Origin of the sequence: Desulfobacula sp. (assembly GCF_014237455.1) — a bacterium.
Taxonomy (GTDB): Bacteria; Desulfobacterota; Desulfobacteria; order Desulfobacterales; family Desulfobacteraceae; genus Desulfobacula.
In genome coordinates this window covers 1-16129 of the sequence record NZ_JABZFL010000085.1, presented here as the reverse complement: position 1 = coordinate 16129, position 16129 = coordinate 1, and the positions used below count along the sequence as shown (strand labels likewise).

Sequence of the window (16129 nt, the reverse complement as noted above, 5' to 3'; positions counted from 1 at the left end):
TAGATTGAAACCGTTTACTTTTAAAACTGTGTTAATTACAGGTGTTATTTTAGCAGCCATTATCTGTTTGCTTCCTACATTCTTTAATTGCTGGCCCCATAAAAAAATTAATTTGGGGTTGGATCTTCAGGGAGGAATGCATCTTGTACTTGAAGTTCAAAATATCAAGGCAGTTGAAGCCGAGGTGGAAAGGACCATACAAGAGATTAAAAAACAGCTTAGAAAAGAAGGTGTAAAACATCTTGGTATCTCTCGACTTAAAGACAATTCCATCCTTTCAAAATTCCAAGGTGATGAAAACAAATCCGGATTTGAGACTGTTCTTTCCCAAAATTTTGAAAATCTTATTACCCAAAAACCTCAAACCGATAACCATATCATCACCTACAAATTAGCCCTGCCGGAAAAAGAGACTGATCGCATTAAAAAGATGGCGACTGAACAGGCACTTGAAACCATCCGAAACAGAATTGATGAGTTTGGTGTAAGTGAGCCGGATATCAGGATACAGGGGGGGAACAGAATCCTGATACAGCTTCCTGGCATTAAGGACCCTGAAAGGGCAAAAGATCTCATCGGAAAAACAGCCCAATTAACATTTCAGCTCGTAGATGATGATGCAGATGTTACTGCTGCTGTTAATGGAACACCTCCGGTGGGAGATGAAATCCTTTATCAAAACAAATATGATTCAATTTCCGGTACATCCACGAAAATTCCTTTTTTAATCAAAAAAAGAGTTCTTTTAGATGGCAGTCTCTTGACCAATGCCAGAGTTGAGTTTGACCAATTTCAACAACCCCAGGTCGGTATTGAATTTAATAGAAAGGGCGCCAGGATTTTTGACCGTATCACCGGAGAAAATATCCACAAACGCCTTGCCATAGTACTTGATAATTCCGTTTATTCTGCACCGGTAATACAAGACAGAATCGCCGGAGGGAAAGCCGTGATAACCGGCAGCTTTACCTTAAATGAAGCCAAAGATCTTGCCATTGCGCTGAGAGCAGGTTCTTTGCCTGCACCTGTCAAAATCATTGAAGAACGCACGGTCGGTCCTACACTGGGTGCAGATTCCATCCGCACGGGCCTTATTTCTATGGTCGTTGGTGGACTTCTTATGATCCTGTTAATGGTTGCATACTATAAAGGAGCCGGTTTAATCGCTGACCTGGCACTTATAATTAATATTATTCTGATTGGAGGAGGACTTGCTGCCTTCCAGGCCACCTTAACACTGCCCGGAATTGCAGGTATCATTCTTACTATCGGTATGGCTGTTGATGCCAATGTTATTATTTTTGAAAGGATCAGAGAAGAACTGCGATCCGGGAAAACAGCCCTGGCATCAGTTATAGCAGGTTTTGATAAAGCAACCCTGACGATTCTCGATGCTAACGTGACCACCATCATCGCAGCCCTGGTTCTGTACCAATATGGGACAGGTCCGATTAAAGGCTTTGCTGTTACCCTTTGTCTTGGTATTATCGCAAGTCTTTTTACGGCGCTGGTTCTTTCAAAAAACATTTTGGTTTTTACGCTTAAAAATAAACAATCGTCAAAACTAAGTATATAAAGGAAACAAATAATGCAGCTTATCAAGTCTGATATCAATATAGACTTTATTGGTAAACAAAAAATTGGATTTGCTTTATCAATTATCCTTATTCTTTTAAGTGTCGGGTCTCTTATTGTTCATAAAGGGCCTAACTATGGAATTGATTTTGTTGGCGGAACATTAATCCAAATAAAATTTTCCCAGCAGGTTCCCATTGGGAAAATACGATCCGGGTTATCCAATATAGGCTTTAAGGACGCTTCAGTACAGAATTTCGGACAGGATCATGATCATGAATTTTTAATCCGAACAAGTAATTTAGAAATGACCAGCAAAGGATTGTCACAATCCATATCTGAAGCTGTCAAAGCATCAACCGGCACTGCTCCTGAAATCAGAAGAGTGGAAATGGTCGGCCCCCAGGTAGGTGCAGATTTAAGGAAAAAAGCACTTTTAGCCCTGTTTTATTCTTTGCTGTTTATCACCATATATATTTCAGGTCGATTCGAGTTAAAATGGATGTTATCGGGTGTCACAGCCGGTTCATTAATGACGGCTGTGTATTTTCTGTCTGTATTTAATGTAAGCATGGCAGTTCTAATCGCAGCAGCCTTAGTGATAACGCTGGCATTGTTTTGGGTTTTACGGCTTAAATATGCCATGGGCGCAATTGTTGCGCTGTTACACGATGTATTGATAACCGTGGGTATTTTTTCAATTTTAAACCTGGATTTTTCTTTGCCGATTATTGCAGCGCTATTGACCATCGTCGGATACTCATTAAATGATACCATTATTGTTTTTGACAGAATAAGAGAAAATATAAAAGGTGTAAAAACTGTGGATACCTTTCCATCTCTGTTTAATAAAAGTATTAATCAAACGCTTTCAAGAACAATTTTAACATCGGTAACCACACTGGTCGTACTTGTCCCACTATATTTTCTTGGCGGTGAGATTATTCACAATTTTGCATTTGCCATGATTATTGGTGTTCTTATCGGTACATATTCTTCCATATTTGTAGCAAGTCCTGTTGTCCTTGCTGCCAGCAAACGATAATTTGGAGACTTTGAATAACTCCTGTTGTAAGAATGCAGAATTCTTTTGAAAAATATTTATCCTGGTTTACTTTACGGGAAGTCCCGTTTTTAGGTAATACAATGTATAAGAAATTGATTGATCAATTTCAGTCGCCTGAAAATGTTCTAAAAGCTTCCGAAAGTCAACTCAGACTGATTGATAAAATATCCTTAAAAATAATAAACAGCATCACAAACCACAAAGTGTTTCAAGACAGGGCAAAAAAAGAATTAGAACTTATTTTAAACAAAAATATTAAAATTGTTACGTTGAGTGATTCCTCTTACCCTGTTTTATTAAAACAAATTCCAGATCCCCCGCCTTTTCTGACATACCTGGGCAAACTGGATAACTGCGCTCCTTGTATTTCTATTGTTGGTTCAAGAAAGGCAACCTCCTATGGGTTAAGTACATCTGAAAACCTTTCATATAATTTGGCCCAGAGAGGATTTCAGATTGTCAGCGGCCTGGCAAGAGGAATTGATGCCATGGCACACAAAGGTGCCTTGAAAGCAAATAAAAAAACCATCGCGGTTCTGGGTTCCGGATTGAACAAACTATATCCCAGAGAGAACTATAGCCTGTTTCGGGCTATAGCGGAAAAGGGAACAGTTTTTTCAGAATTTAAAGTAAATACTGACCCATTCCCATCAAATTTTCCCATTCGAAACCGAATTATTGCAGGATTATCCTGTGGAAGCATTGTTGTTGAAGCAGCCCAAAGAAGTGGTTCACTCATCACTGCTCGACTGGCTGCTGAATATAATCGAGAGGTATTTGCTGTTCCCGGAAACATAAAATCAAAAAAGAGTGCAGGTACACATTCCCTGCTGAAACAAGGCGCTAATCTTGTTGAAAATGAAATGGATATTATTGACGAGCTCCACCATTTTATTCATGAAAAAAAAGAAAGTTGTCACCCTGAGCCTTTACAAAAACAAAAATCGCCCCATTATAGAAGTGATAAATTAAATAGAGGCGAACTTATAGATTTAATAGAACCCTACCCTGTCCATATTGATGTATTGATCGAGAAAAGTAAGATGACCAGTTCGCAAATTACATCCCAATTGCTTGATTTGGAACTGAAAGGTATTGTGACCCGCCATCAGGGCAATTACTATTCTATTTCGGAGGAATACCATTGACAAAACCCCTCATCATCGTTGAGTCTCCAACAAAAATAAAGACATTAAAAAAATATCTGGGGAAAGAATTTAATATTGCTGCAAGTGCTGGCCATATCAGGGATCTTCCTGTCAAAACCCTTGGTATTGATATTGAAAAAAAATTTAAGGCCAAGTATGTTAATATAAAAGACAAATCCAAAGTTATCGCTAATTTAAAAAGCCTGGCCAAAGATACCAAAGAGATTTATCTTGCCCCTGACCCGGATCGTGAGGGAGAAGCTATTGCATTCCATATTATAGATATCTTAAAGAAAAAAGACCGGATTTTTCATCGCATTCTTATTCATGAATTAACAAAAAAGGGCATTCAAGAGGCACTGCAACACCCATTGAAACCTGATGTTCATAAGTATGATGCTCAACAGGCAAGGAGAAAGCTTGACCGGCTTGTCGGTTATCAGATCTCTCCGCTTTTGTGGCAGAAAGTTCAGGGAGGATTAAGTGCGGGAAGGGTTCAATCTGTTGCGGTAAAAATTATTTGTAACAGGGAAAGACAGATTCGAAAATTTGTTACGGAAGAATTCTGGACAATTACAGCTGATCTTCTTGCTCAATTTCCACCCGCGTTTAACGCCGGTCTCGTTAAAATTGATAATAAAAAGGTAAAAATTGATAACGAAACGCAAGCTTCAAATATTTTAAAAGATCTTGAAAAAGCACAATTTATCGTTCACCAAATAAAGGCCAAAACGATCAAAAAGAATCCTTTGCCCCCCTATATTACCAGTAAACTTCAACAGGATGCCATTAATCGTCTTAGATTTTCCGCAAAAAAGACCATGATGGTTGCGCAGCGGCTTTATGAAGGCATTGAGATTGGAACAGGGGGACCGGAGGGTCTGATCACTTATATGCGGTCCGATTCAACCAGAATTGCACCGGATGCAGCACAGGATGCACAAAAGTTTATTTCCCAAACCATTGGCAGTGAGTTTGCATTAAGCAAACCCAGATTCTTTAAAAACAAAAAAAAGGTTCAGGATGCCCATGAAGCGATTCGGCCCACATCGGTTTTTAACACCCCTGAAAAACTCAGGCGGTTTTTATCCCCTGATCAGTTTAAACTCTATGATCTGATCTGGAAACGATTTGTTGCATCACAAATGGCCCAGGCAATTATTGATCAAAAAACAATTTTGATTCAGGCAACCCCAAAATATCTGTTTTCTGTCAGTGGTTCAACAGTGAAGTTTGCAGGATACATGACTCTTTATCCACAAAATGAAAATTCAAATGAAAAAGACACCCAAACACTGCCGGATGTAGAAGAAGGAACGGCTCTTAAACCGTTACAGATTATTCCCAAACAACATTTTACAAAACCACCGCCGCGCTTTTCCGAGGCATCGCTTGTCAAAGAACTTGAAAAAAATGGAATCGGGCGTCCCAGTACCTATGCGACAATCCTTACAGTGATCCGGGATAAAGGATATGTTGACCTTATAAAACGGTATTTTGTCCCAAGTGAACTCGGGTTTATTGTAAATGATTTGCTGGTCTCTTGTTTCCCCAACGTTTTAAATATCTCGTTTACAGCCCAGATGGAAACCAATCTTGATGATGTTGAAAGAGGTCGTTTAGAAGAAACCCAGTTGTTAACTGATTTTTATTCCTCATTTAAGAAGAGCCTGGAAGCTGCAAGTGAAGATATGATCAGTGTAAAAGGTGTTGGTGTCAAGACAGATTTAAAGTGTCCGTCCTGTGGAAAACAATTGAATATAAAAATTGGCAGAAATGGACAGTTTCTGGCCTGCACCGAGTATCCGGAGTGTTCATTTACCAGTAATTATCTTAGAGATGAAAAAGGTAATATTTCCATTGTTGAAAAAATCATAGATAACACCAAGGTCAAAGATTGTATTAAATGTGGAAAACCCATGATTCAGAAAGAAGGGCGTTTCGGCCCGTTTCTGGCCTGCACCGGATATCCGGAATGCAAGCATACTGAATCCGTCAATGGCGAACAAAACGGTAAGGATATCGGTGTAAAGTGTCCTGAAAACGATTGCTCGGGAACCATCATTGAAAGAAAAACCAAAAAAGGGAAAATCTTTTTTGGATGCTCGATTTACCCAAACTGCACATTTGCATCATGGGATAAGCCCGTTGCCAAATCTTGTCCTGATTGCAGCTCACCCTATCTTGTTGAAAAAAAGACCAAAAAGGAAGGGAAATTCTTAAAATGCCCCAACAGGGATTGCGATTTTAAAATTATTCATTAACCCTTTCTACATATTCGCGGGTTCTAGTATCAATTTTTACCAGTTGCCCTTCTTCTATAAAAGGCGGTACCTGAACTTCAAAACCCGTTTCAAGTGTCGCGGGCTTTGTGCTGCCGGTAGCCGTGTCTCCTTTTGCCCAGGGATCTGACTTGATAACTTTAAAATTAATAAAATTAGGCAATGTTACATCAATAGGCTGACCATTGAATAAGAGTATCGTGCAAACAGTATTGTCCTTTAACAGGTCCATTGAATCCCCTAATTGATCCTTGACCAGAAAGTATTGTTCATAATTGGATGTGTTCATAAAACAATAACTGTCTTTATCCGCATAAAGATATTCCATTTCCTGTTCTTCAAGATCAGCTCTTTTAAATTTATCACCGGATCGATAGGTTCGTTCGAATTTGGCTCCAGTAATCATGTTTTTTAATTTGCATTTATAAAGAGATTGTCCTTTCCCGGGTTTTTTAAATTCAAAGCCAATAATAATATGTGGTTCGCCATCTATTTCAAACTTTAAACCCTTTCTCAAATCACTTGCTAAATACATGAAATACTCCTCAATTTATCTTTCAAAAACAACAGATTTTAATATCAGTTCTTCTTTAATCATATTCATGGTGAATTGGCAACCTTCGGATAAAAACAACTTGCTTTTTTGTCAGGATTATAGGAAAGATTGTAGTTCATGAAAATTATTAATACAGGAATTTTTTTATGATCATTGTTATTGATTTCGGTTCACAATTTAACCAGCTTATTGCCAGAAGAGTAAGAGAAAACGATGTGTATTGCCAGGTAGAGCCTGCCAGTATTTCAGTAAACAAAATAAGAGATCTCAATCCACAGGGAATCATTCTTTCCGGAGGACCTTCAAGTATATATGAAGAAAACAGCCCCCGTATTGATAAATCACTTTTTGATCTGGGAATTCCCATACTAGGCATCTGTTATGGAATGCATTATATGGTAGATATCCTGGGTGGAAAAATTAAAAAAGCTGCCAAACGGGAGTATGGCTTTGCAAGCCTTGATATTAAAGATCCCAACCCCTTATTCAAAGATATGGACACCGGCTTTCAATGCTGGATGAGTCATGGGGATTCTGCCATAGAACTGCCAGAAAATTTTGTTATTACGGCTTCCACTGAAAATACTTCCATTGCGGCTATTGCAAATCACGAAAAAAAATTTTACGGACTTCAGCTTCATCCAGAGGTCGAACACTCCATAAACGGTTCATTAATGATCCGCCATTTTGTATTTGATGTCTGCAACTGCCGGAAAGATTGGACAATGAAATCATTTGCCGATGGTGCCATTTCCCAGATTAAAGAAGCCGTTGGCGATAAAAAAGTGATCATGGGGCTTTCAGGCGGTGTGGATTCATCTGTTGCCGCGACCCTTATTCATAAAGCCATTGGTAAAAATTTATTTTGCATTTTTGTTGATAATGGACTTTTAAGAAAAAATGAAAAAAAGACGCTTGAAAAAAGTCTGATATCCAGCCTGGATTTGAATATCAGATTTGTTGATGAAAAAGATAAATTTCTAACCGCATTGAAAGGTGTGACAGATCCTGAGCAGAAACGAAAAATTATCGGCAACCTCTTTATTGAAGTGTTTGAAACCGAAGCCAACAAAATAGAAGGGGCACAATTTCTTGGCCAGGGAACCTTGTACCCTGATATTATTGAATCCAAATCAGCTTTTGGGGGACCCACCTCCATTATAAAATCTCATCATAACGTTGGCGGACTGCCGGAAAAAATGAAACTCAAACTGATTGAACCGTTACAACTTCTTTTCAAAGATGAAGTAAGGAAGCTGGGGACGGAACTTGGCATCAATGATGATCTTATATGGCGCCAACCCTTTCCAGGCCCTGGCCTTGCCATCAGGATCATGGGAGAAATAACTGTTTCAAGGCTTGCTATTTTAAGAGAAGCAGATGCTGTTTTGCTTGAAGAAATTAGAGAAGCCGGACTTTACAGAAAGCTGTGGCAATCTTTTGCTGTTCTTTTGCCTGTAAAAACAGTGGGGGTGATGGGAGATAAGAGAACCTTTGCAAATTGTATTGCGATCAGAGCTGTCACCAGCAATGATGCAATGACGGCTGACTGGGCAAAATTACCCCATGACATTCTAGGAAAAATTTCCAACAGGATTATCAATGAAGTTGAAAATATTAACCGAGTTGTTTTTGATATCACTTCCAAGCCACCGGGAACGATTGAATGGGAATAAAACAATAGGACAGGACTATAAAAAATGGATTCAATGAATTTAAAAGATTTCAGACCTGATAAACCGGATTTTAATGAAGATGAAAAATTGCTTAAACGCACTGACAGTGAAATCCCGGTTTCAACATATCACGAAGAAATCAATACCTTGAAAATAGATAAACTTTCTAACAGGGTAACCATTATTTCCATCATTATTCCGTGCCTGATCGGTGCCGTTCTCATCTTTGCTTACCTTGATATGAAAGAACGGATGGTTGATGTGGATTTGACCAAACAAAACCAGGTCGAAAGAATCTCTCAACAATTGGAAGAAAAAGTAAATGCCCTTGATGTAAAAATAGCTAAAAATAAATTTGAACTTGATAACAAATTGCCTGAACTTGACAAAAAAAGTATTTCACTTGAAGGACAAATTGCAAAATTAACAGGCACAAAAGCTGACGCCAAACCCATTAAAGATCAGTTCGCCAATCTTGAAAAACGTGTGGCCAATAATGCAAACCAGGACAAAACGGCACTCCAGACTATTGAAAGGATTAACAAGCAGACCCTTTCCTCCATTAAAGAAAATCAGGACCAATTTAATAAAACAGCCCAACAAATAAAAAACGAGACAACCCTTTTCAAAGAAGAATTTGATGCCAGGCTGCTTGAATTATCAGACTATGAGCAGCAAATTGGAGAGCTGAGAAAAAATCTAAGTCTTCTGGATAAAAAATTTAAAGGATTTGAACAGGATACTGTCTCTCAACCCGCGGTTGATGAAAAAATCAATCAGTTGAATACTGATTTAAATAATCATATAAAAAATCTTGATCAACAGGTAGATAAGTTGAATCAAAGACTTACTGCAAATATATCCCGGCTTCAAAAAAATCTTGACCAGCTTTCCAAATCTTCGCCATCCAATATAATACCAACCGACACTAAACCAAAACCGCAAATAAATATTGATTCATCCGAGTCTGTTAATATTGAAGAAGACTCCCTGGTACAATAGTTTTCGGGCAAAAAGAAAACTGCCTCATTCAGATGTGTTTAACCAATCCATTTTGGTTCCTGAACTGACTGGTTTTCTTACCTGCCTTTCTTCTCTGGGCATGGCAGCCCGATATATCATGGAAAATGGGTTGAAAGCTTCTTTAAATTAGAGTATATATAACTCATCCTTAAGGGATATAATTAAAAAGGAATAGAAATGTCTAAACAATATCCGGAATGCCCGCTCTATAATCACGCGACTTGCAGAGAATTACACAACCCGAAACTCTGTGCCATCATACGCGATGACAAAATTTGTTTTAAAAAACAGCAAAAGCCCAAAAAAGAAAACTCAAACTCAAATAACACCTCTTCATAATTCTATTCAATCACCAGCCTGTCACCCGGGTGGATCATAGCTTTTACAGAAAGATTATTTAATTTTAACAATGAGGAAAGAGATATCCGGTATTTTTTAGCAATTCTGGTTAAACTCTCTCCTGTTTTAACAATGTGAAATCTCGTTTTAACAGTCTTCTCCCAGTTTTCATAACGGGCTGTAAAACTTTCCTTAAATCCTTTTGCTTTTCCTTTTGGTATCAAAATCGTATTGCCACCTTTACCCAGATAATATCCGCGTAACTCAGGGTTGTAATCTTTAATCGCTTTAAAGGGTATACCAGCACTCTGGGCAATTAAGGCGATAGGTATTTGAAAATTTGATTCTACATTTACTTTGTCAAAAGCAAAAACAGGATATAAATCTGATTTGTTCAAAGAAAAACCGTACAATCGCTGATTTTCAAGAATTAATTTAGCTGAAATAATTTTAAAAATATATCTCTGGGTCTGCAATGGAAGATATAATGAAAAAAAGTCATTGGTCTTCTGAGCTTTAATTTCACCTTTTAACCCATATTCACCCATGTTATATGCAGACAGGGCAAGCAGATACGAACCAAATTGCTTTTCCAGCTCTTTTAAATAGTTACAGGCCGCATGGGTTGATTTAAAGATATTTCTTCGTTCATCTACTTTAGAGTCAATCCTTAGGCTATAGTGTTTCCCTGTAGACTTTAAAAACTGCCAATATCCCACTGCCCTTTTTGAGGAAGCTGCATGGGGTCTTAATCCACTTTCAATTAGCGGAACATATTTCAAATCAAGGGGTAATCCATGTTCTTTTAAAATGTTTTCCACATGAGGAAAAAATCTTGCTGCCCGTTTGATCCAGAGAATCACCTGTGGCCGATTCCATAATGCCAACAACATCTCTTTTTCTAATCTCTCTTTTATTTCCTGGCGATCAAGCGGAATTTTAATATTACAATACTCAATGTTATTATCGAACCGAATGCTTTGTATTAATGAAGGAAAATGATATTGAGATCTCTGATCAATCAAAGGTTCTCCATATAACTGGATCAAGGGAGCAGCAAAGAACAAAACAATTGATATACAGATGGTTTTCCCAAACGTTTTGAATCGCATAAATTTATCCGGATGTTAAATTTTTGTTTTTCAGGATCATCTCAGAATCAATTATCAAAGTCAATAAACTGTTAAAGGAATCAAATAAGCAGAAGGTGCCGAGCAATACAAAAAGGAATAAACCTGTTTTATGTCTCGACGACATGATACATTACTGTTTCGCGCCTTCTTTTTATGAAACAACATGACCGAGTGCATTCATATCAACATTACTAAAATTATTATTTAAATAAATTTGGTAATTCTTTCAAAGCCTGTTGCCATAGGGATACGAATCGTTCATGTGTATTCCTGCTCACCTGTTTTATGTTTTATTTTAATCTCTTTCTTCTTTTCCGGCATGTTACTTGCTTTTTAAACAAAAAAATAATATTAAAATAAATTAACTACCCAACGTACTCATCAAGACATAGCTTATGCAATATAATATTTATACATTTTATCGAGATGGTTTCAGGGGCATGGTTCTCGGGAAAAAACTGTGGAAAATTATTCTGATAAAGCTTTTTGTGATGTTTGTGATCCTGAAATTTTTTTTCTTTCCCAACTATTTGAATACAAAATTTCAGACCGATGAAGAAAAAGGAAATTATGTTCTCGAGCAAATCACAAGAAATGCTTCCTTAAACAAATTAAAATGATCTTTTTAATATAAAACCGGATTGCATTTAACGGGAGGAAAAAAATAATAATGGATTTTGATCTGACTATGGTGAACTGGGCAAGAGCACAATTTGCTTTTACTGCCATGTATCACTGGATATTTGTACCCTTAACACTCGGACTTTCTTTTTTATGTGCTTTTTTTGAAACTATTTATGTCCGCACAGGCAATAAGGAATGGAGGGCCATAACAAAATTCTGGATGACGTTGTTCGGCATCAATTTTGCTATTGGTGTGGCAACCGGGATCATTCTTGAATTTCAATTTGGAACAAACTGGTCTAATTATTCATGGATAGTAGGAGATATTTTTGGTGCACCCCTTGCCATTGAAGGCCTTTTTGCTTTTTTCCTTGAAGCCACTTTTTTTGCTGTCATGTTTTTCGGATGGAACAGGGTTTCAAAAAAATTCCATCTTTTTTCCACATGGATGGTCGCCATAGGGTCTAATCTTTCAGCTGTATGGATTCTTGTGGCCAATGGCTGGATGCAAAATCCAGTTGGCATGACTTTTAATCCTGAAACAGCACGGTTTGAAATGCAAAATTTTTTTGAGGTTGTTTTTAATCCTGTAGCTGTTTCCAAATTTGTTCATACGTCAAGTTCTGGATTTTTATTTGCGTCTTTATTTGTACTTTCCATCTCCTGCTGGTTTCTTATAAAAGGCAGGCATCTTAAAATGGCCAAAAGATCCATTATTGTGGCGTCTGTCTTTGGCCTGCTTTCTTCAAGTTTTGTTGCTTTCAGCGGTGATGAATCTGCCTATGTGGTTGCTCAGAAACAACCCATGAAACTTGCTGCTATTGAAGGTTTATACAAAGGTGAAACAACGGCCGGCCTTGTAGCTGCAGGCATCCTGCGTGGAGATAAACAACCAGGAGACGGTCAAGATCCTTTCCTTATAAAAATTAAAATCCCCTTTATGTTGTCTCTTCTGGCAAATCGTTCCTTTTCCTCATTCGTTCCCGGAATTGACGATCTTGTTTATGGGAATGAAGAACAAGGGATAGAGTCTACTGCATCAAAAATGGCTAAAGGTAAAACAGCAATAAATGATCTTGCAGAGTTTAAAATAGCCCGCAAAGAAAACAATAACCCAAAAGCAGACTTGGCATTGGCGAGATTCAAAAAAAATCAGGATTACATGGGATACGGATACCTTGATAAACCCGAAGAAGCTGTTCCACCGGTTGCTATCCCCTATTATGCATTTCATATCATGGTGGCTTTAGGGACACTCTTTCCTGTTCTTTTTGCTGCCTTTCTTTTTTATGCCCTGAAAGATTCTCTTACCAGAGAAAGCCTGAAAAAATGGTTACTTCCCATTGGCTTAATATCCGGTTTTCTGGGTTTAGTGGCCCAGGAATCCGGATGGGTGGTAGCAGAGGTAGGCCGCCAGCCCTGGTCTATTTATGGTCTCTTACCCGTTAAAGCATCAACAACAAATCTTGCAGCCAGCAATGTCCAGATTACTTTCTTCATGTTTTTTGTGGTATTTACGCTTTTACTTACCGCTGAAATAGCCATCATGCTTAAACAAATATCCATTGGACCGGAGGAGGGCCCGTTAAAATGATTTCAACCCTTGACTATGCAATCTTGCAACAACTTTGGTGGATAATTATCGCCATTGTGGGCGCTCTTTTTTTATTTCTTACTTTGGTCCAGGGAGGTCAGACGCTTTTATGGCAGGTTGCCAAAACCGATCTTGAAAAAACACTGGTAATAACCTCTCTTGGTCGCAAATGGAAAATGCCGTTTACAACCCTTGTCCTGTTTGGCGGTGCCTTGTTCGCCGCTTTCCCTAAATTTTATGCAACCAGTTTTGGCGGTGCCTACTGGGTATGGATGCTGATTCTTTTTTCATTTATTATACAGGCTGTCTCATATGAATATCGAAAAAAACCAAACAATTTTCTTGGATCAACCGTTTACGAGCTATTTCTCTTTATAAATGGTTCTATCGGTATTTTGCTTATTGGTGTAGCAATAGCCACATTCTATACCGGTTCAAATTTCACACTTGATCTATACAACAGAGTAACTTGGAATTATACCCTGCTTGGCATTAACTTAAGAGGACTGGAGGCGGCTTTTTCCTTATTCAATCTTTCCCTTGGTATTTTTCTTGTATTTAATGCCCGGGTCCTAGGGGCACAATACCTTTTAAACAGCATTGACCTTTCTTCAACACCAAAGCTTGAATCAAAATTACGCAAACACACCTGGAATAGTTTTCTGATTGCCCTGCCCTTTTTGATTTATATGGTTATCTGTATTCTTTTTATGAAAGGCTTTAACGTAGATGACGCAGGCATAGTTTCTTTAGTCTCTTCTAAATATTTATCAAATCTTTTAGCCATGCCCCATTTACTTATACTGCTGCTGGCCGGAATTATCCTTGTATTATATGGTGTTCTTCTATCAAAATTTAAAGGAAGCCATAAAGGAATATGGTTCAGCGGATTGGGTACTGTGTTTGTGGGTCTTGTTGTCCTGTGCCTTCCTGCATTCAACAACACGGCTTTTTATCCGTCAAAACTTGACCTTCAATCAAGCCTTACCATCTATAATGCCTCTTCCAGTCATTATACTTTGGCAATCATGACTTATGTGGCAATCGGCATACCTTTTGTCCTTGGCTATGTTGTCTATGTATGGAAACTGATGGATTCAAAAAAACTGACTAAAGAAGAAGTCATCAATGAAGAATCATATTAAAGGATAATAAAAAAAGGAACTTATATTTATGAACGCATTACTTTTGATACTTTATGTTGTTGTGATCGTTGCATCTTATAAAGGAATTATATTTGCTCTTAAAAAAGCGGAACTATTGTAACTGATCTATTTTTGTACTTTCAATACAATCAGTTATGGTATAGACATATTACTAATTAACTATAATTTAAGGAGATTTAAAATGGACAAATACGTATGCGGACCTTGCGGTTATGTGTATGACCCTGCAGAAGGTGACCCGGACAATGGCGTTGAACCTGGAACAAGCTTTGAAGATCTTCCGGATGATTGGTGCTGCCCAATCTGCGGTGCTGAAAAAGACGATTTTGAAAAAGAATAAATGATTGTAACAGCAGAGCAGTCAATTTTCTACTGCCCTGCTGTTTTTTGAAAAAAACAGCCAAAAGCACTTTCCAGTTTTAGGCCTTTATACAAAAATCATAGGGCAATTGCATGGAAATTTAAAAATTTTTAGATATCGCGAAAATCAAATATCAACCCTTGCTCATTAGCCAATATTGGTGATTTATAAAAATTATTGTGAAAGGATAGCTTATACTGCTGTCTTTGGACTATAAAGTTTAATGTTTAGCTCACTGGCTTGTCCACGTGTAGTGGCTTGTTGATAGGCCCGGGGAAGCGGCGCAGCTTTTAGCAGTCCGAGTTAATTTGTTTTGTTATGGGCTGTTTTTTCTTTTATGCTATAAAATGATACCTTTGTACCTAACAACTCACCAAAACTTAACGCAATTAGTCCTGTTACTTGAAGCCATATAAACAAACAATTCCAAAATAATTTGCGTTTTTTATGATCTTTTTCTTTTTTCCTGAGTTTATTTAATTCACTTTGATAATTTATAAATCTATCATTGAGTGAAGATGCGGTTTTTTCACGAATTGGTTCGAGTTTATCGAGTTTGACACTAAATGACATGTTTGGATCTTTAATAATTGAATCGAGTTCTTGCTTCAGGCTTATCATTCCTGATTTGTTTGAACCATTTTCAATTAAACTCCCCTTTTGTCTTACGATTATTTTTTTAGTTATATCTAAGATCTTATCTTCCAATTCATTCCGAATATTAAACCCAGCTTTATTAATGATTCTATTGTTTCTTTCAAAAAAATCAAGTCGTCTTTCTAAAAATTGACCCGCAATGGACGATAACAATTGCTTATAAATTATCGAATTAGTTTTCTGCTGTGAGATCTTTTCACTAATACTATTCAATTTACCATCAATACTTTGAATTGCGACAGAGAAAATAATAGTGGCAGCAATTATAGCTATAGAACCGAACAATTTTATCAATATACTTAATTTTTTTTGGATTACTTTGCATTTATCATTTATCCATAACGGTTGAGTTCAGGGGCCGCCGACTGCAAGGAGGGGACAAGGGGCTCGCCCTTTGCGGTCCACTGCAATGATTTTATGCTTGTTTTGCTCATAACGCAATGTGCTTAGAAAAGACAGCGCGCACCTCTTCTACTTGTTCACTTAGCCAGAGTAATAGCTCAGCATTCTGGTTTACATATTTAGATCGTTCCTCACCAATGACATTGTGGTGTTCAATCATTGTTGCGGTATATCTGAGATCAACAGCTTTCTTGTATAGCTCATGTATGTAAATAGATACTTCTGGATCAAAAAGGAATATTACTTCATCTGTTTCCTTTGCAAATTTGAATAGCGACTCTATGTCAATGTTGGCATCTCGCATGACCAAACCTAAGAAGCCTCTTACAATACGGTATATAGCTATTTTTTCCTCATATATATCTAGTGGCAGGGTTGGTCTATCGGTCAAATTCTCTTGCTCCTTATTGTAGATTGTCGCGTTTTTATCCCAAGGTAATGTCAGTTTGTTTTACCTATGCAGTATAGAGGTAGGCCTGGCAGTACTCACTACCAGGCCTGAGCAGACAGCAGTCTACCGCACTGAG

At 37.7% G+C, this 16129-nt stretch carries 14 protein-coding genes; 10 read left to right on the top strand and 4 right to left on the bottom strand.

Translation table 11 applies throughout. The features are described from left to right. Positions 1–4 precede the first annotated feature (4 nt). The 4 genes from secD (at position 5) to topA (ending at position 6053) form a co-directional block, all read left to right on the top strand. Positions 5–1576 carry a protein translocase subunit SecD gene (gene secD, locus HGJ91_RS12360; protein ID WP_291348084.1) on the top strand — a complete coding sequence of 524 codons (1572 nt, stop codon included), beginning with the start codon at positions 5–7 and terminating at the stop codon, positions 1574–1576. A gap of 12 nt (positions 1577–1588) precedes the next feature. Beyond that, positions 1589–2620 (top strand): protein translocase subunit SecF, encoded by a 1032-nt coding sequence (gene secF / locus HGJ91_RS12355; RefSeq protein WP_291348082.1) that lies wholly within the window; start codon positions 1589–1591, stop codon positions 2618–2620. Between the two features lie 101 nt (positions 2621–2721). Beyond that, entirely contained in the window at positions 2722–3789 is a 1068-nt protein-coding gene (gene dprA / locus HGJ91_RS12350) for a DNA-processing protein DprA (RefSeq protein ID WP_291348080.1), read from the top strand. After that, entirely contained in the window at positions 3786–6053 is a 2268-nt protein-coding gene (gene topA, locus HGJ91_RS12345) for a type I DNA topoisomerase (RefSeq protein WP_291348078.1), read from the top strand. Before dprA ends, topA begins: the two co-directional genes overlap by 4 nt. Here the strand turns inward: topA and efp are convergent. After that, positions 6043–6606: an elongation factor P gene (gene efp / locus HGJ91_RS12340; RefSeq protein WP_291348076.1), complete on the bottom strand. Its 564-nt coding sequence runs from the start codon at positions 6604–6606 to the stop codon at positions 6043–6045. The genes topA and efp overlap by 11 nt on opposite strands. A 167-nt stretch (positions 6607–6773) precedes the next feature. Between efp and guaA the strand changes: the two genes are divergently transcribed. Both guaA and HGJ91_RS12330 read left to right on the top strand, forming a co-directional pair. After that, positions 6774–8303: a glutamine-hydrolyzing GMP synthase gene (gene guaA, locus HGJ91_RS12335; RefSeq protein WP_291348074.1), complete on the top strand. Its 1530-nt coding sequence runs from the start codon at positions 6774–6776 to the stop codon at positions 8301–8303. A gap of 24 nt (positions 8304–8327) precedes the next feature. Then, on the top strand, positions 8328–9305 hold the full coding sequence (locus HGJ91_RS12330) for a hypothetical protein (RefSeq protein WP_291348072.1): 978 nt from the start codon (positions 8328–8330) through the stop codon (positions 9303–9305). Positions 9306–9667: 362 nt separating this feature from the next. Here HGJ91_RS12330 and HGJ91_RS12325 read toward each other — a convergent pair whose 3' ends face one another. Next, a complete protein-coding gene (locus HGJ91_RS12325; protein ID WP_291348071.1) occupies positions 9668–10777 on the bottom strand; it encodes a lytic transglycosylase domain-containing protein in 1110 nt (369 codons plus the stop codon). 416 nt (positions 10778–11193) lie between these two features. Here HGJ91_RS12325 and HGJ91_RS12320 point away from each other — a divergent pair, with 416 nt between their 5' ends. The 4 genes from HGJ91_RS12320 to rd all read left to right on the top strand — a co-directional run bounded on the left by HGJ91_RS12320 (position 11194) and on the right by rd (position 14522). Continuing rightward, positions 11194–11418, top strand: a complete 225-nt coding sequence (locus HGJ91_RS12320) for a DUF4492 domain-containing protein (RefSeq protein WP_291348070.1) — start codon at positions 11194–11196, stop codon at positions 11416–11418. A 50-nt stretch (positions 11419–11468) separates the two neighbouring features. Continuing rightward, the gene (locus HGJ91_RS12315) at positions 11469–13016 is read left to right on the top strand and encodes a cytochrome ubiquinol oxidase subunit I (RefSeq protein WP_291348068.1); all 1548 of its coding nucleotides are present in this window, start codon (positions 11469–11471) and stop codon (positions 13014–13016) included. Further along, a complete protein-coding gene (gene cydB, locus HGJ91_RS12310) occupies positions 13013–14161 on the top strand; it encodes a cytochrome d ubiquinol oxidase subunit II (RefSeq protein ID WP_291348066.1) in 1149 nt (382 codons plus the stop codon). The genes HGJ91_RS12315 and cydB overlap by 4 nt, the downstream gene beginning before the upstream one ends. Positions 14162–14363: 202 nt before the next feature. Next, complete coding sequence (gene rd / locus HGJ91_RS12305; protein WP_291348064.1) at positions 14364–14522, top strand: rubredoxin; 159 nt, start codon at positions 14364–14366, stop codon at positions 14520–14522. 324 nt (positions 14523–14846) lie between these two features. Here the strand turns inward: rd and HGJ91_RS12300 are convergent, their stop codons facing one another. Together HGJ91_RS12300 and HGJ91_RS12295 are read right to left on the bottom strand one after the other, a co-directional pair. After that, positions 14847–15485, bottom strand: a complete 639-nt coding sequence (locus HGJ91_RS12300) for a hypothetical protein (RefSeq protein ID WP_291348062.1) — start codon at positions 15483–15485, stop codon at positions 14847–14849. A 145-nt stretch (positions 15486–15630) separates the two neighbouring features. After that, positions 15631–15993 (bottom strand): hypothetical protein, encoded by a 363-nt coding sequence (locus HGJ91_RS12295; RefSeq protein WP_291348060.1) that lies wholly within the window; start codon positions 15991–15993, stop codon positions 15631–15633. Positions 15994–16129: the final 136 nt, after the last annotated feature.